The sequence below is a fragment of the Nocardia spongicola genome, assembly GCF_047200775.1.
Taxonomy (GTDB): Bacteria; Actinomycetota; Actinomycetes; order Mycobacteriales; family Mycobacteriaceae; genus Nocardia.
Window position 1 is genome coordinate 1 of the sequence record NZ_JBJZOO010000012.1, and the last position, 20,436, is coordinate 20,436.

Below are 20,436 nucleotides of genomic sequence, written 5' to 3' on the forward strand. Positions count from 1 at the left end.
GGCCCGTGGTAGCCACGACGGGGACGGTGGGCGCACTGCGCCCACCGTCCACTCGGATGGTGGCCGGATGATTGTTACAGGGCGCCGAGCAGGTTGACACCCGCGATCATGGCGCGAACCGTCGACTCGGCGCTGTCCTCGGCGATCGCCGCTCCCCAGCCCCGCCTGCCATCGCATTCGCACTGCACGAAGGTGGCGGTACCATCTGCGGTGCGCCGCTGATGGAACTGCAGGATCTCGACCGGGTAACCCTCTTCGTAGAGGGCCGAGGTCAGCGCGGCGACCGGGCTACCGGTGGCGACAACGGTCCGCAGGTGGTCATCGAATTCCAAGGTGGCGGTGCATTCGGCGGTGTGACTGCCCGCAGGCGACCAGTCACCGAGGCGGATCGGGCCGGTACACGCACAGTAGCGACTGTGGAACTCCGCGGCGGACAGGCCGGAGCTTTCGGCGCGCAAACTCTTCGGGGCGGCAGCACGGAAGGTGTCCATATCGAGAATCAGGGTGGTCATTGTACGAAGGTCTTCCCGAAAAATGTCGTGGCTCAGTTGACAGTGGGGACCAGCACTAGTACATCGAAAAAGCCCGCAGCAGGGGAGCCGGCCCGAATCAAACCCCGCTACGGCGGGTTACTACGCGAAAGCGCGGAGAGCGCACCACCCTCGGGGTAGGCGGAATCCACGCGGTACGAACCTCGGGCGCAGCGGCGGTAGCCTGCATCACCGTAGAGGTTCCGGAGAGCAACGCCGATGCCCCAGCACTGTCGCGGTCGGCGACATGAAGCGCTGCGCTGTAGCGATCGGCGGGATTCGGCACGCCACTGAGAATAAGGACATCGCGGCGCAATAGCAACCATCCGCGGTGTCACGGACACACCGGCCAGGGCCGGTGTGTCCCTGCCGGGTCTTTTCCGGGTGCGATAGCGCCTCGACGTGCGGCGGTGCCTCAGTGCGCAGCGGCGTCCCAGCTGTGACCGACCCCCACCGAGACCTCGAGTGGCACCGACAACGCGATCGCCGCGGACATCTGCTCACGCACCAGTGCCTCCAGCGCCTCCTGCTCCCCCTCCGCGACCTCGAACAGCAACTCGTCGTGGATCTGCAGCAGCATCCGGGAACGGAGCCCGGCAGACCGCATCGCCTGATGCACGTTGATCATCGCGACCTTGATGATGTCGGCCGCGGTGCCCTGGATCGGCGCGTTGAGCGCCATCCGCTCGGCTGCCTCCCGACGTTGCCGGTTACCCGAATCCAGATCGGGCAGATAGCGGCGGCGGCCGAACAATGTCTGGGTGTAGCCGACCTTGCGCGCCTGCTCGACCACTTCGTACAGGTAATCCCGAATCCGGCCGAAACGGGCGAAATAGACCTCCATCTGCTCTTTCGCCTCGGCAGTGCTGATCTTCAGCTGCGTGGAGAGGCCATAGGAGCTCAGCCCATAGGCCAGGCCGTAGGACATCGCCTTGATCCGGCGCCGCAGCTCCGGAGTCACCTCGGCGATCGGGATATCGAAAGCCTTCGACGCGACGAAGCTGTGCAGATCCTCACCGGAGTTGAACGCTTCGATCAGCCCCTCGTCCCCGGACAGGTGTGCCATGATCCGCATCTCGATCTGGCTGTAGTCCGCGGTCATCAGTGCCTGGTAGCCGGAACCGACCACGAAGGTGTCGCGGATCCTCCTTCCGGTATCGGTACGGATCGGGATGTTCTGCAGATTCGGCTCGGTCGAGGACAATCTGCCGGTAGCGGCGACGGTCTGATTGAAGGTGGTGTGGATGCGGCCGTCCTCGGCAACGCACTTGAGCAGGCCGTCGACCGTGACCTTCAGGCGGGTGGCGTCGCGATGCGCCAGCAGATGCTCCAGGAACGGGTGCTGGGTTTTCTCGAACAGCGACTCCAGCGCGTCCGCATCGGTGGTGTAACCGGTTTTGGTGCGCTTGGTCTTCGGCATGTCCAGCTCGTCGAACAGCACCACCTGCAACTGTTTGGGCGAGCCGAGGTTGATCTGCTTGCCGATCACCTCATAAGCCGCGTTCGCCGCCGCGGTGACCCGGTCGGCGAACTCCCGCTGCAGTGTCGTCAGCTGCTCGGTATCCACCGCGATACCCGTGTCCTCCGATGTAGCCAGCACACCGAGCAAGGGCAACTCCATATCGGCGAGCAACTCGGTGGATTCGATCGTGCGCAGCTCCGCGTCGAGCGCATCGGCCAGGTCGGCGATGGCGCGGGCCCGCAGCATATGAGTGCGGGCCAGTTCGGCATCCACGGTGTCGGCATCGTCGAGCAAGGACAATTGTGGAGTTTCGTCGGCTTCGGCCCGCAGCTCCCGGCGCAGATAGCGCAGGGAGAGGTCGTCGAGGGTGAAGGTACGCTGGCCGGGCCGAACCAGGTAGGCGGCCAGCGCCGTATCACTGGTCACCCCGCCGAGCGACCAGCCGCGCCCGCGCAGGGCGTGCACAGCCGCCTTGGCCTCGTGCAGTGCCTTCGGCGCCGCCGGATCGGCGAGCCAGGCGCCCAACGCGGCCTCATCCGCGGGAGTGAGCGCGGTGACATCGATATAGCCGCTCTCACCATCGGCCGCCGCGATAGCGAGCGCACGCAGGTCGCCACGCGCGGGGATTCCTGTCCCGTCGATCGAGACACCATGGCGTACACCGGCTTTCGCGTGCTCGGTGAGCCAGGTGGCGACTTCTCCCACCGCCAGCGCGGTACCGTTGATCTCGAAGCCCGCCTCCGCTTCCGGCGCGGGCGGGGCCAGTGTCTCGAACAATCGGTCGCGTAGTACGCGGAACTCGAGATCGTCGAACAGCCGATGGATCTTGTCTCGATCCCACGCCCCCTGCGCCAATTGATCCGGTGTGTAGGGCAGCGGAACATCCCGCACCATCTCGGTGAGTTGCCGATTGAGTACCACGCTGCTCAGATTGGCCCGCAGGGCAGCACCGACTTTGCCCTTCACCTCGTCGACCTTGTCGACCAAAGTGTTCAGATCGCCGTACTCGCGGATCCACTTGGCCGCGGTCTTCTCCCCGACGCCGGGGATACCGGGCAAGTTGTCGCTCGGATCGCCGCGCAGGGCCGCGTAATCGGGGTACTGACTCGGGGTGAGACCGTACTTGGCCAGTACTTCTTCCGGGGTGAACCGGGTCAGATCGGAAACACCTTTGCGGGGATACAACACCGTGACGTTCTCCCCGACCAACTGGAGGGAGTCCCGATCGCCGGTGACGATGAACACGCGGAAACCCTCCGCGGTAGCGCGCGTGGTGAGCGTGGCGATGATGTCGTCGGCCTCGAAGCCTTCGATCGCCATCACCGGAATGCCAAGCGCCCCGAGCACGTCTTTGGTGAGCTCGACCTGGCCACGGAACTCGTCCGGTGTGGCGCTGCGGTTGGCCTTGTACTCGGGATACGCCTCGGTGCGAAACGTCCGGCGCGATACATCGAAGGCCGCGGCCACATGTGTCGGCTTCTCGTCGCGCAGCAGATTGATCAGCATCGCGGTGAAGCCGTACACCGCGTTCGTGGTCTGCCCGGTGACCGTCTTGAAGTTCTCCGCGGGTAGCGCGAAGAACGCGCGGTAAGCGATCGAATGCCCATCCAGCAGCAATAATGTCGGCCGGTCTGCCGACACAGGATCATCGGAGCCGGACGGGGCGGTTGGGCGCGGAGCGGTCGAGGGTGAACTCACGCCAAAGAGTCTAGGGATCGGCACCGACACGGTGATATGCCGACACCCGACCACCCCTGCTGCGCGAAACGGATGTGCGCATCCATCCGCGTGCCCGCGGCATGGCCTGGTCACCGACGAGAGCCTGCCCCCGACCCGGCCCAGCCGGTGATCAGAGATAGCTGTAATCGACATTTTCGCCGATTCCACCTGGGGTAATACGGACCGGCGAAGCCATTGACCGCACTGGGTGACGGCACCGCGAGATAGCTGCACCGCGCCGCCACACCAGCCGCCGCCACACCGATCCGGCAGCGGAACTCCGCAGGTGCCGGGTCGACTTGCCGCCGTCCCCGATCCACCACGAAACCCCACCGCCGGACACGCCCTATCAGCTGCTTCGACCGGCACCGCACCGGAAAACCGACTATCCGGCAGCGGTACTACCCCACACCGAGATAGGCCGACTTCACCGCGGGATCGGTGAGCAGTTCGCTACCGCGACCGGTCTTGGTGACCTCGCCGGTCTCCAGAATGTAAGCGCGGTGGCTACGGGCCAATGCCTGCTGGGCGTTCTGCTCGACCAGCAGCACCGTGGTGCCCTGCGCGTTGATCTCGGTGATGATCCGGAAGATCTGCTGGATCACCATGGGCGCCAATCCCATCGACGGCTCATCCAGCAGCAGGAGTCGGGGCCGGGCCATCAGCGCGCGACCGATGGCCAGCATCTGCTGCTCACCGCCGGAGAGCGTACCGCCTGCTTGCTTGCGGCGCTCACGCAGCCGAGGGAACAGTTCGAACACCCACTCCAGTGTCCGGTCGTACTCTGCCTTATTCGGAAAACGCCTGCCATAGCAACCCATATCGAGGTTTTCCTGCACGGACATACCAGGGAAGACACCACGGCCCTCCGGCGACTGGATCAGCCCGGACAGCACCCGTTCGTGCGCCTTGATCTGGGTGATGTCACGGCCCTCGAACAAGATCCGGCCGCGGGTCAACGGCAGCAGCCCGGATAGTGCGCGCATGGTCGTCGTCTTACCCGCGCCGTTGGCGCCGAGCAAGGTGACAAGCTCACCTTCGGCCACAGTGAGTGAGACCCCGTGCAGTGCCTGGATTCTGCCGTAGTTGACGACGACATCCTCGACTTCGAGCAATGGAGCTGTCGCATTGGCGCCTGTGGAATCCGTGGCGAGGACGGCCCGCGTGGGCGGTTGCGTGTCCGGGGACATGTCCGGCGGTGATGCGTCCACTCCTGACCCGACCGGATCAGGTTCCTCGTCGTCTCCGGAACCACCGCTTTCCGCTGTGCCAGGATCGGAACCGGCGACCGGATCGGAGCCGACCGCATCGGCATCCGGCACACCGAGGTACGCCTCGATCACGGCCGGATCCTCTCGGATATCCACGGGCAGACCGTCGGCGATCTTGCGACCGAACTCCAGCACCACGATCCGATCGGTCACCCCCATGACCAGCCGCATATCGTGCTCGATCAGCAGAACCGTGTACCCGTCGTCACGGATCTTGCGGATCAGGTCCATGAGCGCGGATTTCTCGCTCGGATTGAACCCGGCCGCAGGCTCGTCCAGGCACAACAGTTTCGGCTCTGTGGCCAGCGCGCGAGCGATCTCCAGCCTGCGCTGGTCGCCATAGGGCAGATTGCGCGCTTTCTCCACCGCACGCGGCGCGATGCCGACGAATTCCAACAGCGCCATACCGCGCTCGATGGCGTCACGTTCCTCGCGCCGATGCCGCGGCGTCCGGAATATCGCGCCTGGCACCGAGGTCCGGTGCCTGGCGTCGGTGCCGACCACCACATTCTCCAGCGCGGTCATCTCGCCGAAGAGCCGCACGTTCTGGAACGTGCGCGCGATACCGAGCCGGGTGATCTGGTTGCGCTTGGTCTTCGTCAACGGCTTACCGTCGAAGAACACCGATCCGGCGGTCGGCTGATATACGCCGGTGATCGCGTTGAAACAGGTGGTCTTTCCCGCCCCGTTGGGGCCGATCAGACCGAGGATCTCGCCACGGCGGATCTCGAAACTCACCTCGTCCAAGGCGGTGAGACCACCGAATTTCATCGTGAGGCCCTCGGTGCGCAGCAGCGGAGCACCGACCGAGGTATGGATATCACGATGCGGTGCAACGGTTTCCGCAACAGCCTCGGCATCGGTGAGCTCCGCGCTCACCGCGGGCACATCGACCGTGCCCGCGTTCTCGGCCTTCGGCTCGGCCGTGTAGCCCGCCGCCATATCCTCGTTGTCGAACAGCGCGTCACCCGCGCCGGGGCCGGTCACCGACCCACTCCGATCGGCTCGTTCGCTGCCGGTCTACGCACGGCGTGGTAGACCTGTCTGCCATAGGTGAGCAGCTTCTGCCGCACCGGGAACAGACCCTGCGGACGCAGAATCATCATCACCACCAACGCGATACCGAAATACAGATACTTGAGGTCACCCAGCGATTGCGCACCACCCTGACGGAACAACAGCACACTGCCGAGCAGCAGCAGCGCCAGCACGCCGGTCACCGCCATACCTGTGATCACCCCGCGCCGCACCCACGCACCCAGCTGAGCGGACCACTGCCGCCAGACGACCACCAGCATCACGAACACCGCGATATCGAGCAGCAGCAGCATGTAGCCGGTCGCCTCATCGCTCACCAGATTCACCGACTGCAACCGTGCGGGTAGGTAGACGATGAGGAACGCACCGAAGATCACCCCGAGCTTATTGCCCTGGCCACCGATGACCACCGCGCACAGGAACAACATCGAATTGATGATGTTGAACCCGGTCGGGTTGATGAACTGCACCTGCCCGGCGTAAAGCGCACCGGATATCCCGCCGACCGCGGCACCGATCGTGAACGCCCACAGCTTGAACTTGAACGCGGGCACACCCATGACCTCGGCCGCGTCCTCGTCCTCGCGAATGGCTACCCAGGCGCGGCCGACCCGGCTGCGCTCCAGATTGCCGACCACCAGCAGCACGATGATCACCAGCACCATGCCGAACCAGTACCAGTAGGTGCCGTAGTTGGCGCGTTCGAAAATGTTCGCGCTGTCAGGGTTCCCGCCGTTACCCGAGGAGAACACACCGTTCGGTGTGCTTTCCGATTCGCCGATACGCGGATAGGCCACACCGGACAAACCGAGACTGCCATTGGTGATCTCACCGAGATTGTCGGCCATCAGCCGGACGATCTCACCGAAGCCGAGAGTCACGATCGCCAGGTAGTCGCCACGCAGGCGCAGGGTAGGCGAACCGAGGATCAAGCCGGAGAAGGCGGTCACCGCGATCGCGATCGGCAGGCACATCAACCACGCCCACTTCGAATCCAGCCAACCGCCATCGGTCTGATTCCACGGACTTTCCGGGCTGGTGAGCAAACCGACGGTATACGCGCCGACCGCATAGAAACCGACATAGCCGAGGTCGAGCAGACCGGCCTGGCCGACCACCACATTGAGACCGATAGCCACCAGCGCGTACATCGCCACCTGCGCCATAACCAGGCCGAAACTGTGGGAGGGAGTATCCAGCAATGGCGGCGGGAACAGCGGCAGCAGCGCCAGCGCGATCAGGATCGGAACACCAACGCCCCACTGGGCGGGCCTGCTCAGACCCTCCCACCAGGTGCGGAGCGCGTCACCGAGGCCATGACGCGCGGTCGGTGGAGTAGTCGGGGTGCCTTGTGTGTCCGGCGCTGTTTTGGTCAGGTCGATCATGCGCGCGCCTTTCCGAGACTCTCACCGAGGATGCCGGTCGGGCGCACCATCAGCACGAGGACCAGCACCGTGAACGCGACTACATCGCGCCACTGCTCGCCGAACAGCATCTGGCCGTATTGCTCCACCACACCGAGTAGCAGGCCACCGAGCAGCGCGCCGCGCAGGTTGCCGATACCGCCGAGCACCGCGGCGCTGAACGCCTTGATGCCGAGGATGAATCCACCGGAGTAGATGATCCCGTTCGGGATCCTGAGCGTGAAGAACATTGCCGCCGCGCCGGCCAGCACACCGCCGATGAGGAAGGTCAGCATGATGACCCGTTCCCGCGATACACCCATCAGCGTCGCGGTGTCCGGGTCTTGGGCCACAGCCCGGATGCCACGGCCGAATGAGGTCCGGTTGATCAAGATCTCGGTGGCCAACGCCAGTGCCACCGCCGCGAGCACGATGAGCAGCATGATATTGGTGATGTGCGCACCGCCGAAACTGAACTGCACCGTGGGTTCGACGAGCTGGATCGGCTGCTGCGCATTGGTGCCACCGAGGCCTGGGGGCAGCTTCGGCAGGACGAAGTGCACCAATTCCTGGAGCACGAACGACATACCGATCGCGGTGATCAGGAAGGCCAGCGGTTTGGCCCCCCGCATACGCAGCGGGCGGTAGGCCGCTCGTTCCAATCCGACTGCCGCACCGCCGGACACCACCATGCCGACCACCATCGCCAACCCCAGGTAGATAACGGTGAGCACGACCCCCTGAGAATAGATCTCCGGACTCGCGGAGAACCTGAAGATCATCAACCCGACCAATTGCCCGAACATACCGAGCATGAAGATTTCCGAGTGGGCGAAATTGATCAGCCGCAACACGCCGTAGACCAGGGTGTAGCCTACGGCGACCAAGGCGTAGATAGCGCCGTAGGTCACGCCGTCGGCGGTCAGCCGCCAAAAGTTATCGATCACCGCCTCGTAGTGGAAGCCGATCGAGCTGCCGAGGAGTTGTACTCCATCGGCCAATGCCGTTGATTCCATGTGCTCTGCCCTCATCCATGTACCCACTGAACAACGGCACGTACGGGGTTCGTACGAACCCCGTACGTGCCGTGTGCTCGGAATCCGGGCTTATTTGACCTCGTACACCCAGATCAGGGCGCTGGACAGCTCACCATCCGCATTCCACTTGTACTGCCGAGCGAGGCCTGCGCCGTCGTAGCTCCGCACGTACTCGAGCAGATCCGGGCGAGCGACCTTACCGCTATCGATGCCCTTGGCCAGAATCGTGGCCAGGTCGTACCCCTCGACCGAATAGACGCCGGGTGCCTGGCCGAAGAGTGTCTCGTAGTCCTTGGTGAATTCCTCGGGCGCGGGACCGCACGGGCACGACAATGTCGCTCCCGTGGCCGCGCTGCCGGCCTGGGCGACGAACTGCGGGTCGTTGGCACCGTCGGCGGAGACGAAGACCGCCTCGACACCACCGGATTTCAGCTGCTGGGCCAGCGGGGCGGCCTCGGCGTAGTAGCCTGCGAAGAAGACCGCGTCCGGAGCAGCGCTCGCCACCCTGGTAACCGTCGCGGAGAAGTCCTTGTCACCCTTCTTGATGCTCGCGGCGCACGCCGGATCGGCGGCCGCGCCGAGCCCCTCGGTGACCGTCTTCGCCAAGCCCGCGCCGTAATCGGTGTTGTCCTGGATGACGCAGACCTTCTCGTAGCCCGCGGTATTGACCAGATACTTCGCTACCGACGGACCCTGCACGTCGTCATTGGCCAAGCCACGGAAGAAGCTGGTCCAGCCATTCTGCGTCAGCGAAGCATTGGTCGCCGACGCGCTGACCGCGGCCAGGCCCGCATCGCTGAGAATCTGGCCGGTCGCCTTCGTCTCACCGGAGAACGCTGGCCCGACCAGGCCGAGGATCGTCGGGTCGCTGATGATCTGTGGGATCACCTGAGTAGCCTTTTGCGGATCGCCTTCGGTATCGAACTGCTTCAGCTCGATCACACATCCGGGGTTGGCCTCATTGTGCTGCTCGACGGCGAGTTTGACGCCGTTGAGGATATTGATGCCGAGCGCGGCATCCGGACCGGTCAGCGCGCCGGCCATAGCGATCGAGGTACCAGGCACGCAGGTGGCCTGACCATCACCCGCGGGATCGGCAGCCGCGGCCGTGACAGCCGTCTTCACCTCCTTACCCTCTTGGTCCACCTGCATGACCGGCTGGATGGACAACCCACCCGCAGCACCGGTCTCCGTGGAATCCGAACCGCTACCGGTGGATTTTTCGCTACAACCGGTCAGCACCAGCGCGGCGGCGGCACCGATGGCCAGAACACCCCGCGTCGAACGACTGCGCCATGTCGAACTAAGCACGTTTCACCTCTACGTTCCGTACTCCCCGGATCACCGAGGAGGCCGACTACCTCGGCCCGGTCAGAACATAGCGTCGATACGTTGCCTCTGCATCACATTCGGCTCATGTAGATGGCATATCGCCGAATTCTTTTCGTGATGACGTTTCTTCCGCGTAAATTCTTCCGCAGCAACCACACTCGGTTCACTGCGGCGTCAGATTCTCCAATACGACCTCCGCGACCGCCTTCATGGTGGTGCGCCGATCCATCGCCGTACGCTGAATCCACTTGAACGCCTGCGGCTCCGACAGACCCTGAGTCTGCATCAGGACCCCCTTCGCGCGTTCGACCAGCTTGCGTGTTTCCAACCGCTCCGCGAGATTCGCCACCTCTCCCTCCAGGGCGGTGATCTCGTGGAAGCGACTGGCCGCCAGTTCGATCGCGGGCACCAGATCCGATTTCGTGAACGGCTTGACCAGATAGGCCATCGCACCGGCGTCACGTGCGCGCTCCACCAGATCACGCTGACTGAACGCGGTCAGAATAACTACAGGAGCAACACGTTTGGACGCGATCTCGGCCGCCGCGTCGATACCGTCCCTGCGCGGCATCTTCACGTCCATGATGACCAGATCCGGTCGATGCTCGACCGCGAGGTCCACCGCCTGCTGCCCGTCGCCGGCCTCACCGACCACCCGATAGCCCTCTTCGGTCAGCATCTCGACCAGATCCATGCGAATGAGCGCTTCGTCCTCGGCGACGACGACCCGCTTCGCCCCGGCATCCCGCTTGGTGCCGGTGCCCCCAGCTGCTGTGCTCATAGATAGACCCCTCTGGTTCTGCTGCCCTGTCCCGGCGCACCGCAAGAAGGCCGCGATCGAACCGGACGACCATGGGCCGACCATCTGGCTACCGAGTGATGTAGAGAGTACCTTTCATTTCGTAATAGAACGCATATACCCTGCGCAAACCGCGCGCCAGCACCGCTTCGGCCAACGCATTCGCTTCCGGCGCGCACACACGCTATAGTTGCCATCCGGTGCGCCGAGTTGGCGGAACTGGCAGACGCGACGGTCTCAAAAACCGTTGTCCGAAAGGACGTGTGGGTTCGAGTCCCACACTCGGCACCAAGATCAGAACCGATTGTCGAGAGAGGCCTGCGGGGTCTCCCGCAGCTCCGGTCGAGGACGCGGCTTCACTGCCCAACGGACAAACGCTTTATCGCTCAGACCCGGCCCCCGCACGGCCCACTTGTCCGTCCTCACTCGGGCGGGCCGCGAAGACTACCTACGTCTGCTCGATCAGCGTACGGCAGACACCGACGCCGCCACCCCGGTCAGAGTGGCACCTCGCGCACAGGCTTCCCGCCACACCAAGAGGATCAGCTGCCGATAACAGCCAGGGAGAAGAACTCGGCGCACTTTGTATACGGCGTGCTACGAGTAGATGAATATGTATTCCCATACCTGGGGCTAACCGATTCGCGATCCTCTGGTATGTTTCCGGCCGTTTATCGTGTCCGGTATGCACGTTCTGTTCGTCTGCAGTGGCAACGTCTGCCGCTCGGCAATCGCCGAGCGACTCACCCGTTCCCTCGCGGTCGAATACGCCCTGACCCACCTCACCGCCGAAAGCGCGGGAACCCGAGCACTAGTAGGTTTTCCGATCGAACCACTCGCCGCGCAGGCCATGGTGGGACTCGGCGCCGACCCGAGCGGCTTCCGGGCCCGCCGCCTACGGCCGGAACTGATCGACCGGGCCGATATCGTGCTCGCGATGACCGAACAGATCCGCGACCAAGCGATCGAACTGGCCTTCGATGCCAAGCCCCGTATCTTCACTCTGTTGGAAGCCTCCCGCATCGCGCACGTCACCGGTGCGCGCACCGTCGCAGAACTACACCACGCGCGCAATGACCTGCAGTTGGTCGGCCGGGAGAACATCGCCGACCCGAGCGGCTTGTCCGCCGAAGCGGTCTGTGAGGTGAGCGACCGCATCGCCGAGGCGCTCATTCCCTTACTGCGGGCACTCACTCCCGAGGAACAACCACACTCTCCCGACGACGCACACCGAGGGCTGGTGATCCGCCCCGACACACCGGCCACACCGTCAGCGGCTTTTCTCGCCGCCCAACGCTCCCGGTAACCCACCTGAACTCCCCGACACCCTGGCCCACCTGACTGTATCCATTCCGGGCCTGGACGGTTTACACTCCCGCGGACACTATTCTTCGCCGCTGCTGGTTCTCCGCCGTTGCTGGTTCGATACAAGACAGGAATCAGACATGCCGAAGCGAACTTCGGATGTTTCGCTCCATGTTTATGTGACCCCGGAAACCCTCGAACGCGTCGTCGACACCGTGCGGGCAGTAGTGGACGACCATCTCCTCGACCGCGACCTGTTCGCCTGGCACTGCACCGTACCTGTCGATACCGACGATCCGGCCCATCTGGCCTTCGAGCGCCACTGTCGTACCGCCGGGCCCGGCGACACGCCGGATGAACAACGCACCTACGAGATCGCGCTCAGCCTGGTCGGCACCCCTGACCAGTGGACCGATCACGATACGGCGAAACTGGAACAGCACCTGCGCCGAGAGATCTCCGGCCTCACCCGAGACGAGCGGGAACAACCGATCCCGCTCTCGATTCGCGCCAGGCAGCGCACCGCCGTCGATCTCGATCTCGATCGCGCCAACGAACTGCGGTAACACTGCCCGGCCCGCTCATATCAGGGGAAGTGGCGGATGACCCCCTCCTGCACCGTGGTAGCGAGCAGATCACCGCTACGGGAATAGAAGCGCCCGGTCGCCAGTCCACGAGAACCCGCGGCCACCGGCGACTCCGTGGCGTACAGCACCCATTCGTCGAACCGGAACGGGCGATGGAACCAGATCGAGTGATTGACCGTGGCCGCCACGATCCGGTCCAGGCCCCAGGAGAGCCCATGGGTGGTGATGATCGAGTCGAGCACCGTGGTGTCGGATGAATAGCCGAGCGTCGCCACATGGAGCAACGGATCATCGGGGAGCCTGCCATCCACGCGCATCCACACCCGATTGTGATTGCGCCGCGCCCCCGTACCCTTGAGAATCCACGCCGGATCGTCGGCGTAGCGCATATCGATCGGACGCGGCGCCCTGATGAACATCTGCAGCTTGTCTTCCAAGCCCGCGAAGCTCTCCTCCACCCGCGGCAGTGTCTCCGGATCAGGCACCTCCGGCTGCGCGTGCGCGTGTTCGAGCCCTCGGCCCAAGTCCTGGAACGAGGCCAGCATCACGAACAGCTCTTGACCTTCCTGGCTGGCGGTGATCGTTCGGTTGGCGAATGCGCGACCGTCACGATGCCGGTCCACCCGGTACTCGATCGGCTTCTTCACATCGCCACCACGGACGAAATGCGCGTTCACGGCGTGCACCGAACGGTCACCGACCGTCCGGCCCGCCGCCACAATAGCCTGCGCGACGAGCTGACCACCGAAGGTCCGGCTCCACACCTTTTCCGGGTGCTGGCCGACGAACACGTCCGCATCCACCTGTTCCAGATCGAGCAGACCCAGCAGCACAGCCACATCAGGGCACTGTGCGGGTGGCGCGCCGACGCCGACGCTGCCTCCGGGGAAAACAGTCACAAATGGTCCTCCTCACCGATACGGTGCACGTGGATCAGGTTGGTGGAACCGACGGTCCCCGGCGGCGAACCCGCCACGATGACCACCAGATCTCCCTTCTGATATCGCCCCATCGACAAAAGTGCTACATCCACCTGGTGGATCATCGCGTCGGTGGTGTCCACGGTCGGCACGATGAACGTTTCCGTACCCCAGGTCAGCGCCAGCTGGCTGCGGACCTCCGGCAGCGGGGTGAACGCCAACAGCGGCAACGGTGTGTGCAGGCGCGCCAAGCGGCGCACCGTATCCCCCGACTGGGTGAACGCCACCAGGGCCTTGGCGTTGAGCCGCTCGCCGATGTCCCTGGCGGCATAGGAGATCACGCCGCGTTTGGTACGCGGTACATGGGTCAACGGGGGCACTCTGGTCGATTCGGTCTCCACCGCGTGCACGATGCGAGCCATCGTACGCACCGTCTCGATCGGGTATTGCCCCACCGAGGTCTCACCCGACAGCATCACCGCGTCGGCGCCGTCGAGCACCGCATTGGCCACATCCGAGGCCTCTGCCCTGGTCGGGCGGGAGTTGTCGATCATCGACTCCAGCATCTGCGTGGCGACGATAACCGGCTTGGCATTCTCCCTCGCCATCTGGATCGCGCGTTTCTGCACGAGCGGCACCTGCTCCAGTGGCAGTTCGACGCCGAGGTCGCCACGGGCGACCATCACCGCGTCGAAAGCCAGGACCACAGCCTCCAGATTGTCGATCGCCTCCGGCTTCTCCAGTTTGCCGATCACCGGCACCCGACGGCCGACCCGATCCATCACATCGTGTACCAGCTCGACATCGGACGGGGAACGCACGAACGACAGTGCGATGAAGTCGACGCCGAGTTTCAGCGCGAACTCCAGGTCCTCGATGTCCTTCTCCGACAGCGCGGGCACCGAGACATCCATGCCAGGCAGTGAGACGCCCTTGTTATTGGAGACCGGACCGCCTTCGGTGACCCGGCAGATCACGTCATTGCCCTCGACGCTGGTGACGATAAGACCGACCTTGCCGTCATCGACCAGCAACCGGTCACCCGGCTTGGCATCTTCGGCCAGTTCCTTGTATGTGGTGGAAACCCGGTCATGGGTTCCGTCGATGTCGTCGACGGTGATACGGACCTGCTCACCCGTCGCCCAGACGGTTTTGCCTTCCATGAAGCGGCCGAGGCGGATCTTCGGTCCCTGCAGGTCGGCGAGAATACCGACAGCTCGGCCGAGGTGGTCGGAAGCCTGACGCACCTTCTTGTAATTCTGGGCATGATCAGTGTGCTCACCATGACTGAAGTTCAGCCGAGCAACATCCATACCGCTCTCGACGAGTTCGCGAATACGGTCCTCGGTAGCAGTGGCCGGGCCGAGGGTGCACACAATCTTCGTCCGTCGCATCACGGGTCGAGCGTAGTCCGGCCGGGTGCAGTAGTTGCGCCGTGGCCGGGGTGAAGCTTTGGTGAAGAACTTCGGCGCAGCACACCGACGACAGCTCGACAGCTGATACGAGCAGGTCCGCAGCACACGCCTCTCCCACGGCCCGCGCTACCGAGCGGCTCTGCGCTGAGCCGAAGTGCGAGCGACAGAAGATCGGGAGTCCGGTGTCGCCTGACCGCGACCGGCTGATCGCACAGGCCGCGATACGCCGAGAGGCGAGCACATCGTGCCCGCCTCTCGATCGTATCGATGCCGTCGCGGTCAATCACGCAACGGGCGGCCCTGGGGATCGGGAACCTTGCCCACGAGGATCAAGATGCCATCGATAAGCCCCCAGATACTGCCTATGCCACAAGTGAAAATCGTGACCAGCAACTGGACGACGCCGAGGGTGGTGTAACCGAGATAGAAGCGGCCGACCCCGAACGCACCGAGGAAGATCTGCAGCAGCCCGGCGATGAGTTTCTGCTTGTCCGAGAGTGGGACGCCGAAGGGGTCCCGACCCCAAGGCGCTTCCGGGTCGTTCGGGTTGAAACCCGGTGGGGCGGCTGCGTACGGCGCGAACTGGTAGGAACCGGGCTGCTGTCCGTACGGTCCAGCGGGCTGTCCGTACTGAGGTTGCCCGTACGGGGCAGCAGGCTGGCCGTACTGCGGCTGACCGTACGGGGCCGATGCCTGGTCGTACCGGGGTCGACTTTGCGCGTCCAACGGTTCGGTCGGCTTCGGTCCCGTACCGGATGGGTCGTACTGCGGGCCCCCATCTCCTGAGTTCTGCTGGTAGGGGTTGGTCACTCATGTCCTCCTCATTCGTGCGGGCACCCTCTTCTCGGCCCCCGGATTACCGGACAGTCGAAACTTCCGCTCACGACGGCCCCGGGCCATTGTTCACTGAGAGGGATAACGTGTCACCCTGGGGCTCTGGTGTACGAGAAGTGGTCGCGACGGGTCGCCACCTCGGTGCCGTATAGCAGGATTCCGGACAGTGACGGCAACGGCCCGCGCACGAGCAGGCTCCGTGCGCGGATCAGTTCTTCTCCGAATCCGCCTTCTCCACACCGGTTTCGACAGAACCGCCCCCGGCAGCCGCAGATCCGGATGCCTCGCTCTCACGCTGCCGGTCCGGCTCGACCGTCCCGGATTCCGCCGCGTCCGTGGATACCTCGGTGCCTTCGGATACCTCGACAGCGACCGCATCGGTCGCCGGTTCGGCGGATACGACATCCGAAGGCTGCGCGGCGGAAGCCGCACCGGTAGCACCGGCCGTACGGAGCGCACGGATCTGCCACGGCCATGGGCGCGGGCCCGCACCGGGCTGCAACTGTTCGGGCGTCTCGCGTCCCTTGGTGGCGAAGAGGAAGTAGGCGATCGCGGCCAGGAACACCACCGCCGAGGTGAACGAGTTGATCCGGATGCCTGCGATATGGGTAGCCGGATCGTCGCGCATCAGCTCGACGAAGAATCGGCCGAAGCAGTAACCGGCGACATAGAGCGCGAACAGCCGACCGTGGCCGAGCCGGAAGCGCTTGTCCACATACACCAGCAGCGCCACCACGAGCAGGCTCCAAAGCATCTCGTACAGGAAGGTGGGGTGTACCACCTTATCGACTACACCGGTGGAGACACCGTTCATCGGATCGAGCCTGCCGTCTTCACCCACCCGGCGGAAGATCTCCAGGCCCCACGGCACCTCGGTCTCGCGGCCGTACAGCTCCTGATTGAAGTAGTTGCCGAGCCTGCCGATGGCCTGAGCGAGCAGGATCGGCGGAGCGAGGGCATCACCCAGCGCGGGCAACGGAATCCGATACACCCGGCAGCCGATCCACGCGCCGACGCCACCGAGCAGCACCGCGCCCCAGATACCGAGGCCACCCTGATAGACCTTCCACCAGTCTCCCGGATTGCCATCCGGGCCGAAGTATTTCGACCAGTCGGTGGCCACATGGTAGAGCCTGCCGCCGATCAAGCCGAACGGCACCGCGAACATCGCGACATCCAGAATCGCGCCGGGCTGCCCGCCGCGCTCATGCCAGCGCCGCTCCCCCCACCAGATCGCGACGATGATGCCGAGAACGATGCACAGCGCGTAGGCCCGCAGCGGAATCGGCCCGAGATGCCACACCCCCTGCGGCGGGCTGGGGATGTAGGCCAATACGGCACCGCTGTCGGCCAGGACACTGTCTGCCAGCACTCGAAAGGTCACGGGGCCACCGTAGCGGAGATATCGGCCTACCTCGTTACCACGGCACTGCGCTCGCCGTATCGCGATCCGCTATCGAAAGTACCCCGCGTCGAGGTAGCGGGCGCAGCGGTGGCCACACCTGCGCGACCAGCCCCAGGATCACCGCGAGAGATCAGCGGAATCGCCCCGCCTGCGCGACACTCGACCCGGTATGCGCTCATACGGTCGCACACCACACCGCAGGCCTGCGGGTGCCCGCGTATCGGAGCGGCCTATGAGGCAACGGTCGCCGAGCGTACGCCTTCGGCGAGTTCCTCGGTGAGCGCGTGGACCGCGTCCAGCCCCTGTCCAGCGGCACTCACCAGCGCCGATCCGACGATGACCCCGTCCGCGTACGCGGCGATATCGGCGGCCTGCTGCCCTGAGCGCACGCCGAGGCCGACCCCGATCGGGATATCGGAGTGGGCCCGGATACGCGCGCACAGCGCGGGTGCGGCCGAGGACACCGCATCACGCGCGCCGGTGACACCCATGGTCGAGGCCGCGTAGATGAAACCGCGGCTGGCCTCTAGCGTCTTCACCAGCCGCTCCTCCGTGGACGACGGCGCGACCAGGAAGATGCGGTCCAGGTTGTGCGTGGCCGAGGCGATGAACCAGTCGTCGGCCTCTTCCGGGATCAGATTGGGGGTGATGATGCCCGCACCGCCGGCGGCGGCCAGATCGCGCGCGAAGCGATCGACACCGTACTTGAGCACCGGGTTCCAGTAACTCATCACCACAGCCTTGGCACCGGCCTCGGTGATCGCCTCGACCACGGAGAACACATCATGTACCCGTACACCACCACGCAGCGCCTGTTCGGCGGCGGCCTGGATGGTCGGTCCGTCCATCACGGGGTCGGAGTAGGCGACACCGACTTCGATGATGTCGCACCCGGATTCGACCATCGCGCGCACGACCTCGATCGAACCGGCGAGGTCGGGAAAGCCCGCGGGCAGGTAGCCGATCAGTGCGGCACGCCCTTCGGCGCGGCAGGCGGCGAAGGTATTCGCCAGACGGGACTGCTGGCTCATGACACCGCTCCGCTCTGTTCGGTCGCGACCGTGCCCGCTGTCGACTCGCTCACCGGTCCGTCTCCTGCTGCTCGGCCTCCTGCTGCTCGGCGTCGAGCAGCCCGAACCACCGCGCAGCCGTGTCCATATCCTTATCACCCCGGCCCGACAGGTTCACCAGGATGATCGCACCGGGGCCGAGCTCCTTGCCCAGCTGCAACGCGCCCGCCACCGCATGCGCCGACTCGATCGCCGGGATGATGCCCTCGCTGCGGCTGAGCAGCAACAATGCGTCCATCGCCTCGGTATCGGTGATCGGCAGGTACTCGGCGCGACCGGTGTCCTTGAGATAGGCGTGCTCGGGGCCGACGCCCGGATAGTCCAAACCAGCCGAGATCGAATGCGATTCGATGGTCTGGCCGTCTTCGTCCTGCAGCAGATAGGAGTACGCGCCCTGGAACGCACCGGGTGTCCCACCGGTGAATGTGGCCGCATGCCTGCCGGTTTCCACGCCGTCACCGGCTGCCTCGTAACCGATCAGCCGGACGTCGGCGTCATCGAGAAACGCGTGGAAGATGCCGATGGCATTGGAGCCGCCACCGACACAGGCGACCACCGCGTCGGGCAACGCACCGGTCGCTGCCTGCACCTGCTCGCGCGCCTCCATCCCGACGATGCGCTGGAAATCACGCACCAACAGCGGGAACGGATGCGGTCCCGCGGCGGTGCCGAAGCAGTAGTAGGTGTCGTCGGCATTGGTCACCCAGTCACGCAGCGCCTCGTTGATGGCGTCCTTCAGCGTCTGCGAACCTGAGGTCACTGCGATCACCTCGGCGCCGAGCAGCCGCATCCGCGCCACGTTCAGCGCTTGGCGAGCGGTATCGACCGCACCCATGTAGATGACACAGTCCAGGCCGAGCAGCGCGCAGGCGGTCGCCGTGGCCACACCGTGCTGGCCCGCACCGGTCTCGGCGATCACCCTGGTCTTGCCCATCCGCTTGGCGAGCAATGCCTGACCGAGCACATTGTTGATCTTGTGCGAGCCGGTGTGGTTCAAGTCCTCGCGTTTGAGCAGAATGCGGGCTCCGCCCGCGTGCTCGGCCAGCCGCGTGCACTCGAACACCGGCGAAGGGCGGCCGGTGTAGTCACGCTGTAACCGGTCGAGTTCGTTGAGGAAGGTCCCGTCGATTCTCGACTTCTCGTATTCGGCGGTGACCTCCTCGATCACGGCCATCAACGCCTCGGGAACGTGCCTGCCGCCGTAAACGCCGAAATGCCCGCCCGCATCCGGCTCATGCGCGCTGCGCTGGGCTACCCCCGCGCTGGCCTGCGGTGCTGTCGTCACGTCCATCACCTGCCCCGCCGGGCCGGCTTCGGACAGGACGGATGCGTGCCCGCGGTCACCAGCTCCGATACCGCGGAACGGGGGTCGCCACTGGTCACCAGTCCCTCACCGACGAGAACGGCGTCCGCGCCCGCACCGGCGTAGGCCAGCAGATCCGCGGTACCGCGGATGCCGGACTCGGCGATCCGAATGATCTCGGTAGGCAGTCCCGGCGCGATCCTGGCGAACACATCGCGGTCGACCTCTAGCGTTTTGAGGTCGCGGGCGTTCACCCCGATCACCGAGGCGCCTGCCTCGAGCGCACGATCGGCCTCCTCCTCGGTATGCACCTCCACCAGCGCGGTCATCCCGAGCGATTCGGTGCGATCGATCAACGAGGTCAGTACGTCCTGTTCCAGGGCGGCGACGATCAGCAGGATGACGTCCGCGCCGTGGGCACGGGCTTCGTGGATCTGATATGGACCGATCACGAAGTCCTTGCGCAGGATCGGGATGTTCACCGTGGCGCGAACGGCGTCCAGATCATCCAGCGATCCGTGGAACCTGCGACCTTCGGTGAGCACACTGATAACCCGGGCGCCACCGTCCTCATAGGCCTTGGCCAAACTCGCCGGGTCCGGAATCGTCGCCAGTTCCCCCTTGGAAGGACTGGCTCGTTTGACCTCGGCGATGACGCCGATGCCATCCTCCAGCAGTGCGGCGCGGGCGTCCAGCGGTGCGACGGCGGCGGCCGCCGCTGCCTTGACCGAGGGAAAATCGAGAAGGGCTTCCCGAGCGGCCACATCCGCGCGGACCCCGTCGAGAATCGAGTCGAGTACCGTCATCTGGCTCGAATCCTTTCTGGGGAGACGGACTTGCTACCTGAGAATCCCCCCAGGCGCTGTCTCACCGGTGCTGACAAAGAATAAATGGACCTACCGGGCGCGTTCGCGCCGGGGCTCGAGTTGAACCATGTGCACGGGCTCAGCGCAAGGTGGGAAGCACCACAACCGCCCCATAGGGACTCTTCGGCACCACCACGTAG

The 20,436-nt window shown here is 64.8% G+C and carries 16 protein-coding genes, 1 tRNA gene and 1 pseudogene; 3 read left to right on the forward strand and 15 right to left on the reverse strand.

All coding sequences use genetic code 11. From position 1 onward, the window contains the following. Window positions 1-74 precede the first annotated feature (74 nt). The 8 genes and pseudogenes from ACL02S_RS18720 to ACL02S_RS18750 all read right to left on the reverse strand — a co-directional run bounded on the left by ACL02S_RS18720 (window position 75) and on the right by ACL02S_RS18750 (window position 10,573). Window positions 75-512: an alpha-isopropylmalate synthase regulatory domain-containing protein gene (locus ACL02S_RS18720; protein WP_412803746.1), complete on the reverse strand. Its 438-nt coding sequence runs from the start codon at window positions 510-512 to the stop codon at window positions 75-77. 433 nt (window positions 513-945) lie between these two features. Continuing rightward, window positions 946-3,633: a DNA polymerase I gene (polA, locus tag ACL02S_RS18725; RefSeq protein WP_412803843.1), complete on the reverse strand. Its 2,688-nt coding sequence runs from the start codon at window positions 3,631-3,633 to the stop codon at window positions 946-948. Window positions 3,634-4,112: 479 nt separating this feature from the next. Continuing rightward, entirely contained in the window at window positions 4,113-4,826 is a 714-nt protein-coding gene (locus tag ACL02S_RS24405; protein ID WP_503129066.1) for an ABC transporter ATP-binding protein, read from the reverse strand. Between the two features lie 198 nt (window positions 4,827-5,024). Beyond that, window positions 5,025-5,924: pseudogene (locus ACL02S_RS24410) on the reverse strand (ABC transporter ATP-binding protein); the annotation flags it as partial. 41 nt (window positions 5,925-5,965) lie between these two features. Continuing rightward, window positions 5,966-7,405 carry a branched-chain amino acid ABC transporter permease gene (locus ACL02S_RS18735; RefSeq protein WP_412803748.1) on the reverse strand — a complete coding sequence of 480 codons (1,440 nt, stop codon included), beginning with the start codon at window positions 7,403-7,405 and terminating at the stop codon, window positions 5,966-5,968. Next, window positions 7,402-8,439, reverse strand: a complete 1,038-nt coding sequence (locus ACL02S_RS18740; protein ID WP_412803844.1) for a branched-chain amino acid ABC transporter permease — start codon at window positions 8,437-8,439, stop codon at window positions 7,402-7,404. The genes ACL02S_RS18735 and ACL02S_RS18740 overlap by 4 nt, the downstream gene beginning before the upstream one ends. A gap of 90 nt (window positions 8,440-8,529) precedes the next feature. Next, window positions 8,530-9,771: a branched-chain amino acid ABC transporter substrate-binding protein gene (locus ACL02S_RS18745; RefSeq protein WP_412803749.1), complete on the reverse strand. Its 1,242-nt coding sequence runs from the start codon at window positions 9,769-9,771 to the stop codon at window positions 8,530-8,532. A gap of 184 nt (window positions 9,772-9,955) precedes the next feature. After that, window positions 9,956-10,573: an ANTAR domain-containing response regulator gene (locus ACL02S_RS18750; RefSeq protein WP_412803750.1), complete on the reverse strand. Its 618-nt coding sequence runs from the start codon at window positions 10,571-10,573 to the stop codon at window positions 9,956-9,958. A gap of 222 nt (window positions 10,574-10,795) precedes the next feature. Between ACL02S_RS18750 and ACL02S_RS18755 the strand changes: the two genes are divergently transcribed. The 3 genes from ACL02S_RS18755 to ACL02S_RS18765 all read left to right on the forward strand — a co-directional run bounded on the left by ACL02S_RS18755 (window position 10,796) and on the right by ACL02S_RS18765 (window position 12,462). Then, window positions 10,796-10,882, forward strand: a tRNA-Leu gene (locus tag ACL02S_RS18755). A gap of 394 nt (window positions 10,883-11,276) precedes the next feature. Next, window positions 11,277-11,897 (forward strand): arsenate reductase/protein-tyrosine-phosphatase family protein, encoded by a 621-nt coding sequence (locus tag ACL02S_RS18760; RefSeq protein ID WP_412803751.1) that lies wholly within the window; start codon window positions 11,277-11,279, stop codon window positions 11,895-11,897. A gap of 139 nt (window positions 11,898-12,036) precedes the next feature. After that, window positions 12,037-12,462, forward strand: a complete 426-nt coding sequence (locus ACL02S_RS18765; RefSeq protein WP_412803752.1) for a hypothetical protein — start codon at window positions 12,037-12,039, stop codon at window positions 12,460-12,462. A 20-nt stretch (window positions 12,463-12,482) separates the two neighbouring features. On the opposite strand, the gene ACL02S_RS18770 is transcribed toward ACL02S_RS18765, so the two are convergent. From ACL02S_RS18770 to trpC, 7 genes are all read right to left on the reverse strand, one after another. Next, a complete protein-coding gene (locus ACL02S_RS18770; protein WP_412803753.1) occupies window positions 12,483-13,382 on the reverse strand; it encodes an acyl-CoA thioesterase in 900 nt (299 codons plus the stop codon). Next, the gene (pyk, locus tag ACL02S_RS18775) at window positions 13,379-14,800 is read right to left on the reverse strand and encodes a pyruvate kinase (RefSeq protein WP_412803754.1); all 1,422 of its coding nucleotides are present in this window, start codon (window positions 14,798-14,800) and stop codon (window positions 13,379-13,381) included. Before pyk ends, ACL02S_RS18770 begins: the two co-directional genes overlap by 4 nt. A 297-nt stretch (window positions 14,801-15,097) precedes the next feature. Continuing rightward, complete coding sequence (locus ACL02S_RS18780; protein WP_412803755.1) at window positions 15,098-15,628, reverse strand: TM2 domain-containing protein; 531 nt, start codon at window positions 15,626-15,628, stop codon at window positions 15,098-15,100. A gap of 232 nt (window positions 15,629-15,860) precedes the next feature. Next, the gene (gene lgt, locus ACL02S_RS18785; RefSeq protein WP_412803845.1) at window positions 15,861-17,006 is read right to left on the reverse strand and encodes a prolipoprotein diacylglyceryl transferase; all 1,146 of its coding nucleotides are present in this window, start codon (window positions 17,004-17,006) and stop codon (window positions 15,861-15,863) included. A 281-nt stretch (window positions 17,007-17,287) separates the two neighbouring features. Then, complete coding sequence (gene trpA, locus ACL02S_RS18790) at window positions 17,288-18,088, reverse strand: tryptophan synthase subunit alpha (protein ID WP_412803756.1); 801 nt, start codon at window positions 18,086-18,088, stop codon at window positions 17,288-17,290. A 49-nt stretch (window positions 18,089-18,137) separates the two neighbouring features. Then, window positions 18,138-19,418 (reverse strand): tryptophan synthase subunit beta, encoded by a 1,281-nt coding sequence (gene trpB, locus ACL02S_RS18795; protein ID WP_412803757.1) that lies wholly within the window; start codon window positions 19,416-19,418, stop codon window positions 18,138-18,140. After that, complete coding sequence (gene trpC / locus ACL02S_RS18800) at window positions 19,418-20,236, reverse strand: indole-3-glycerol phosphate synthase TrpC (protein WP_412803758.1); 819 nt, start codon at window positions 20,234-20,236, stop codon at window positions 19,418-19,420. The genes trpB and trpC overlap by 1 nt, the downstream gene beginning before the upstream one ends. Between the last annotated feature and the right edge of the window lie 200 nt (window positions 20,237-20,436).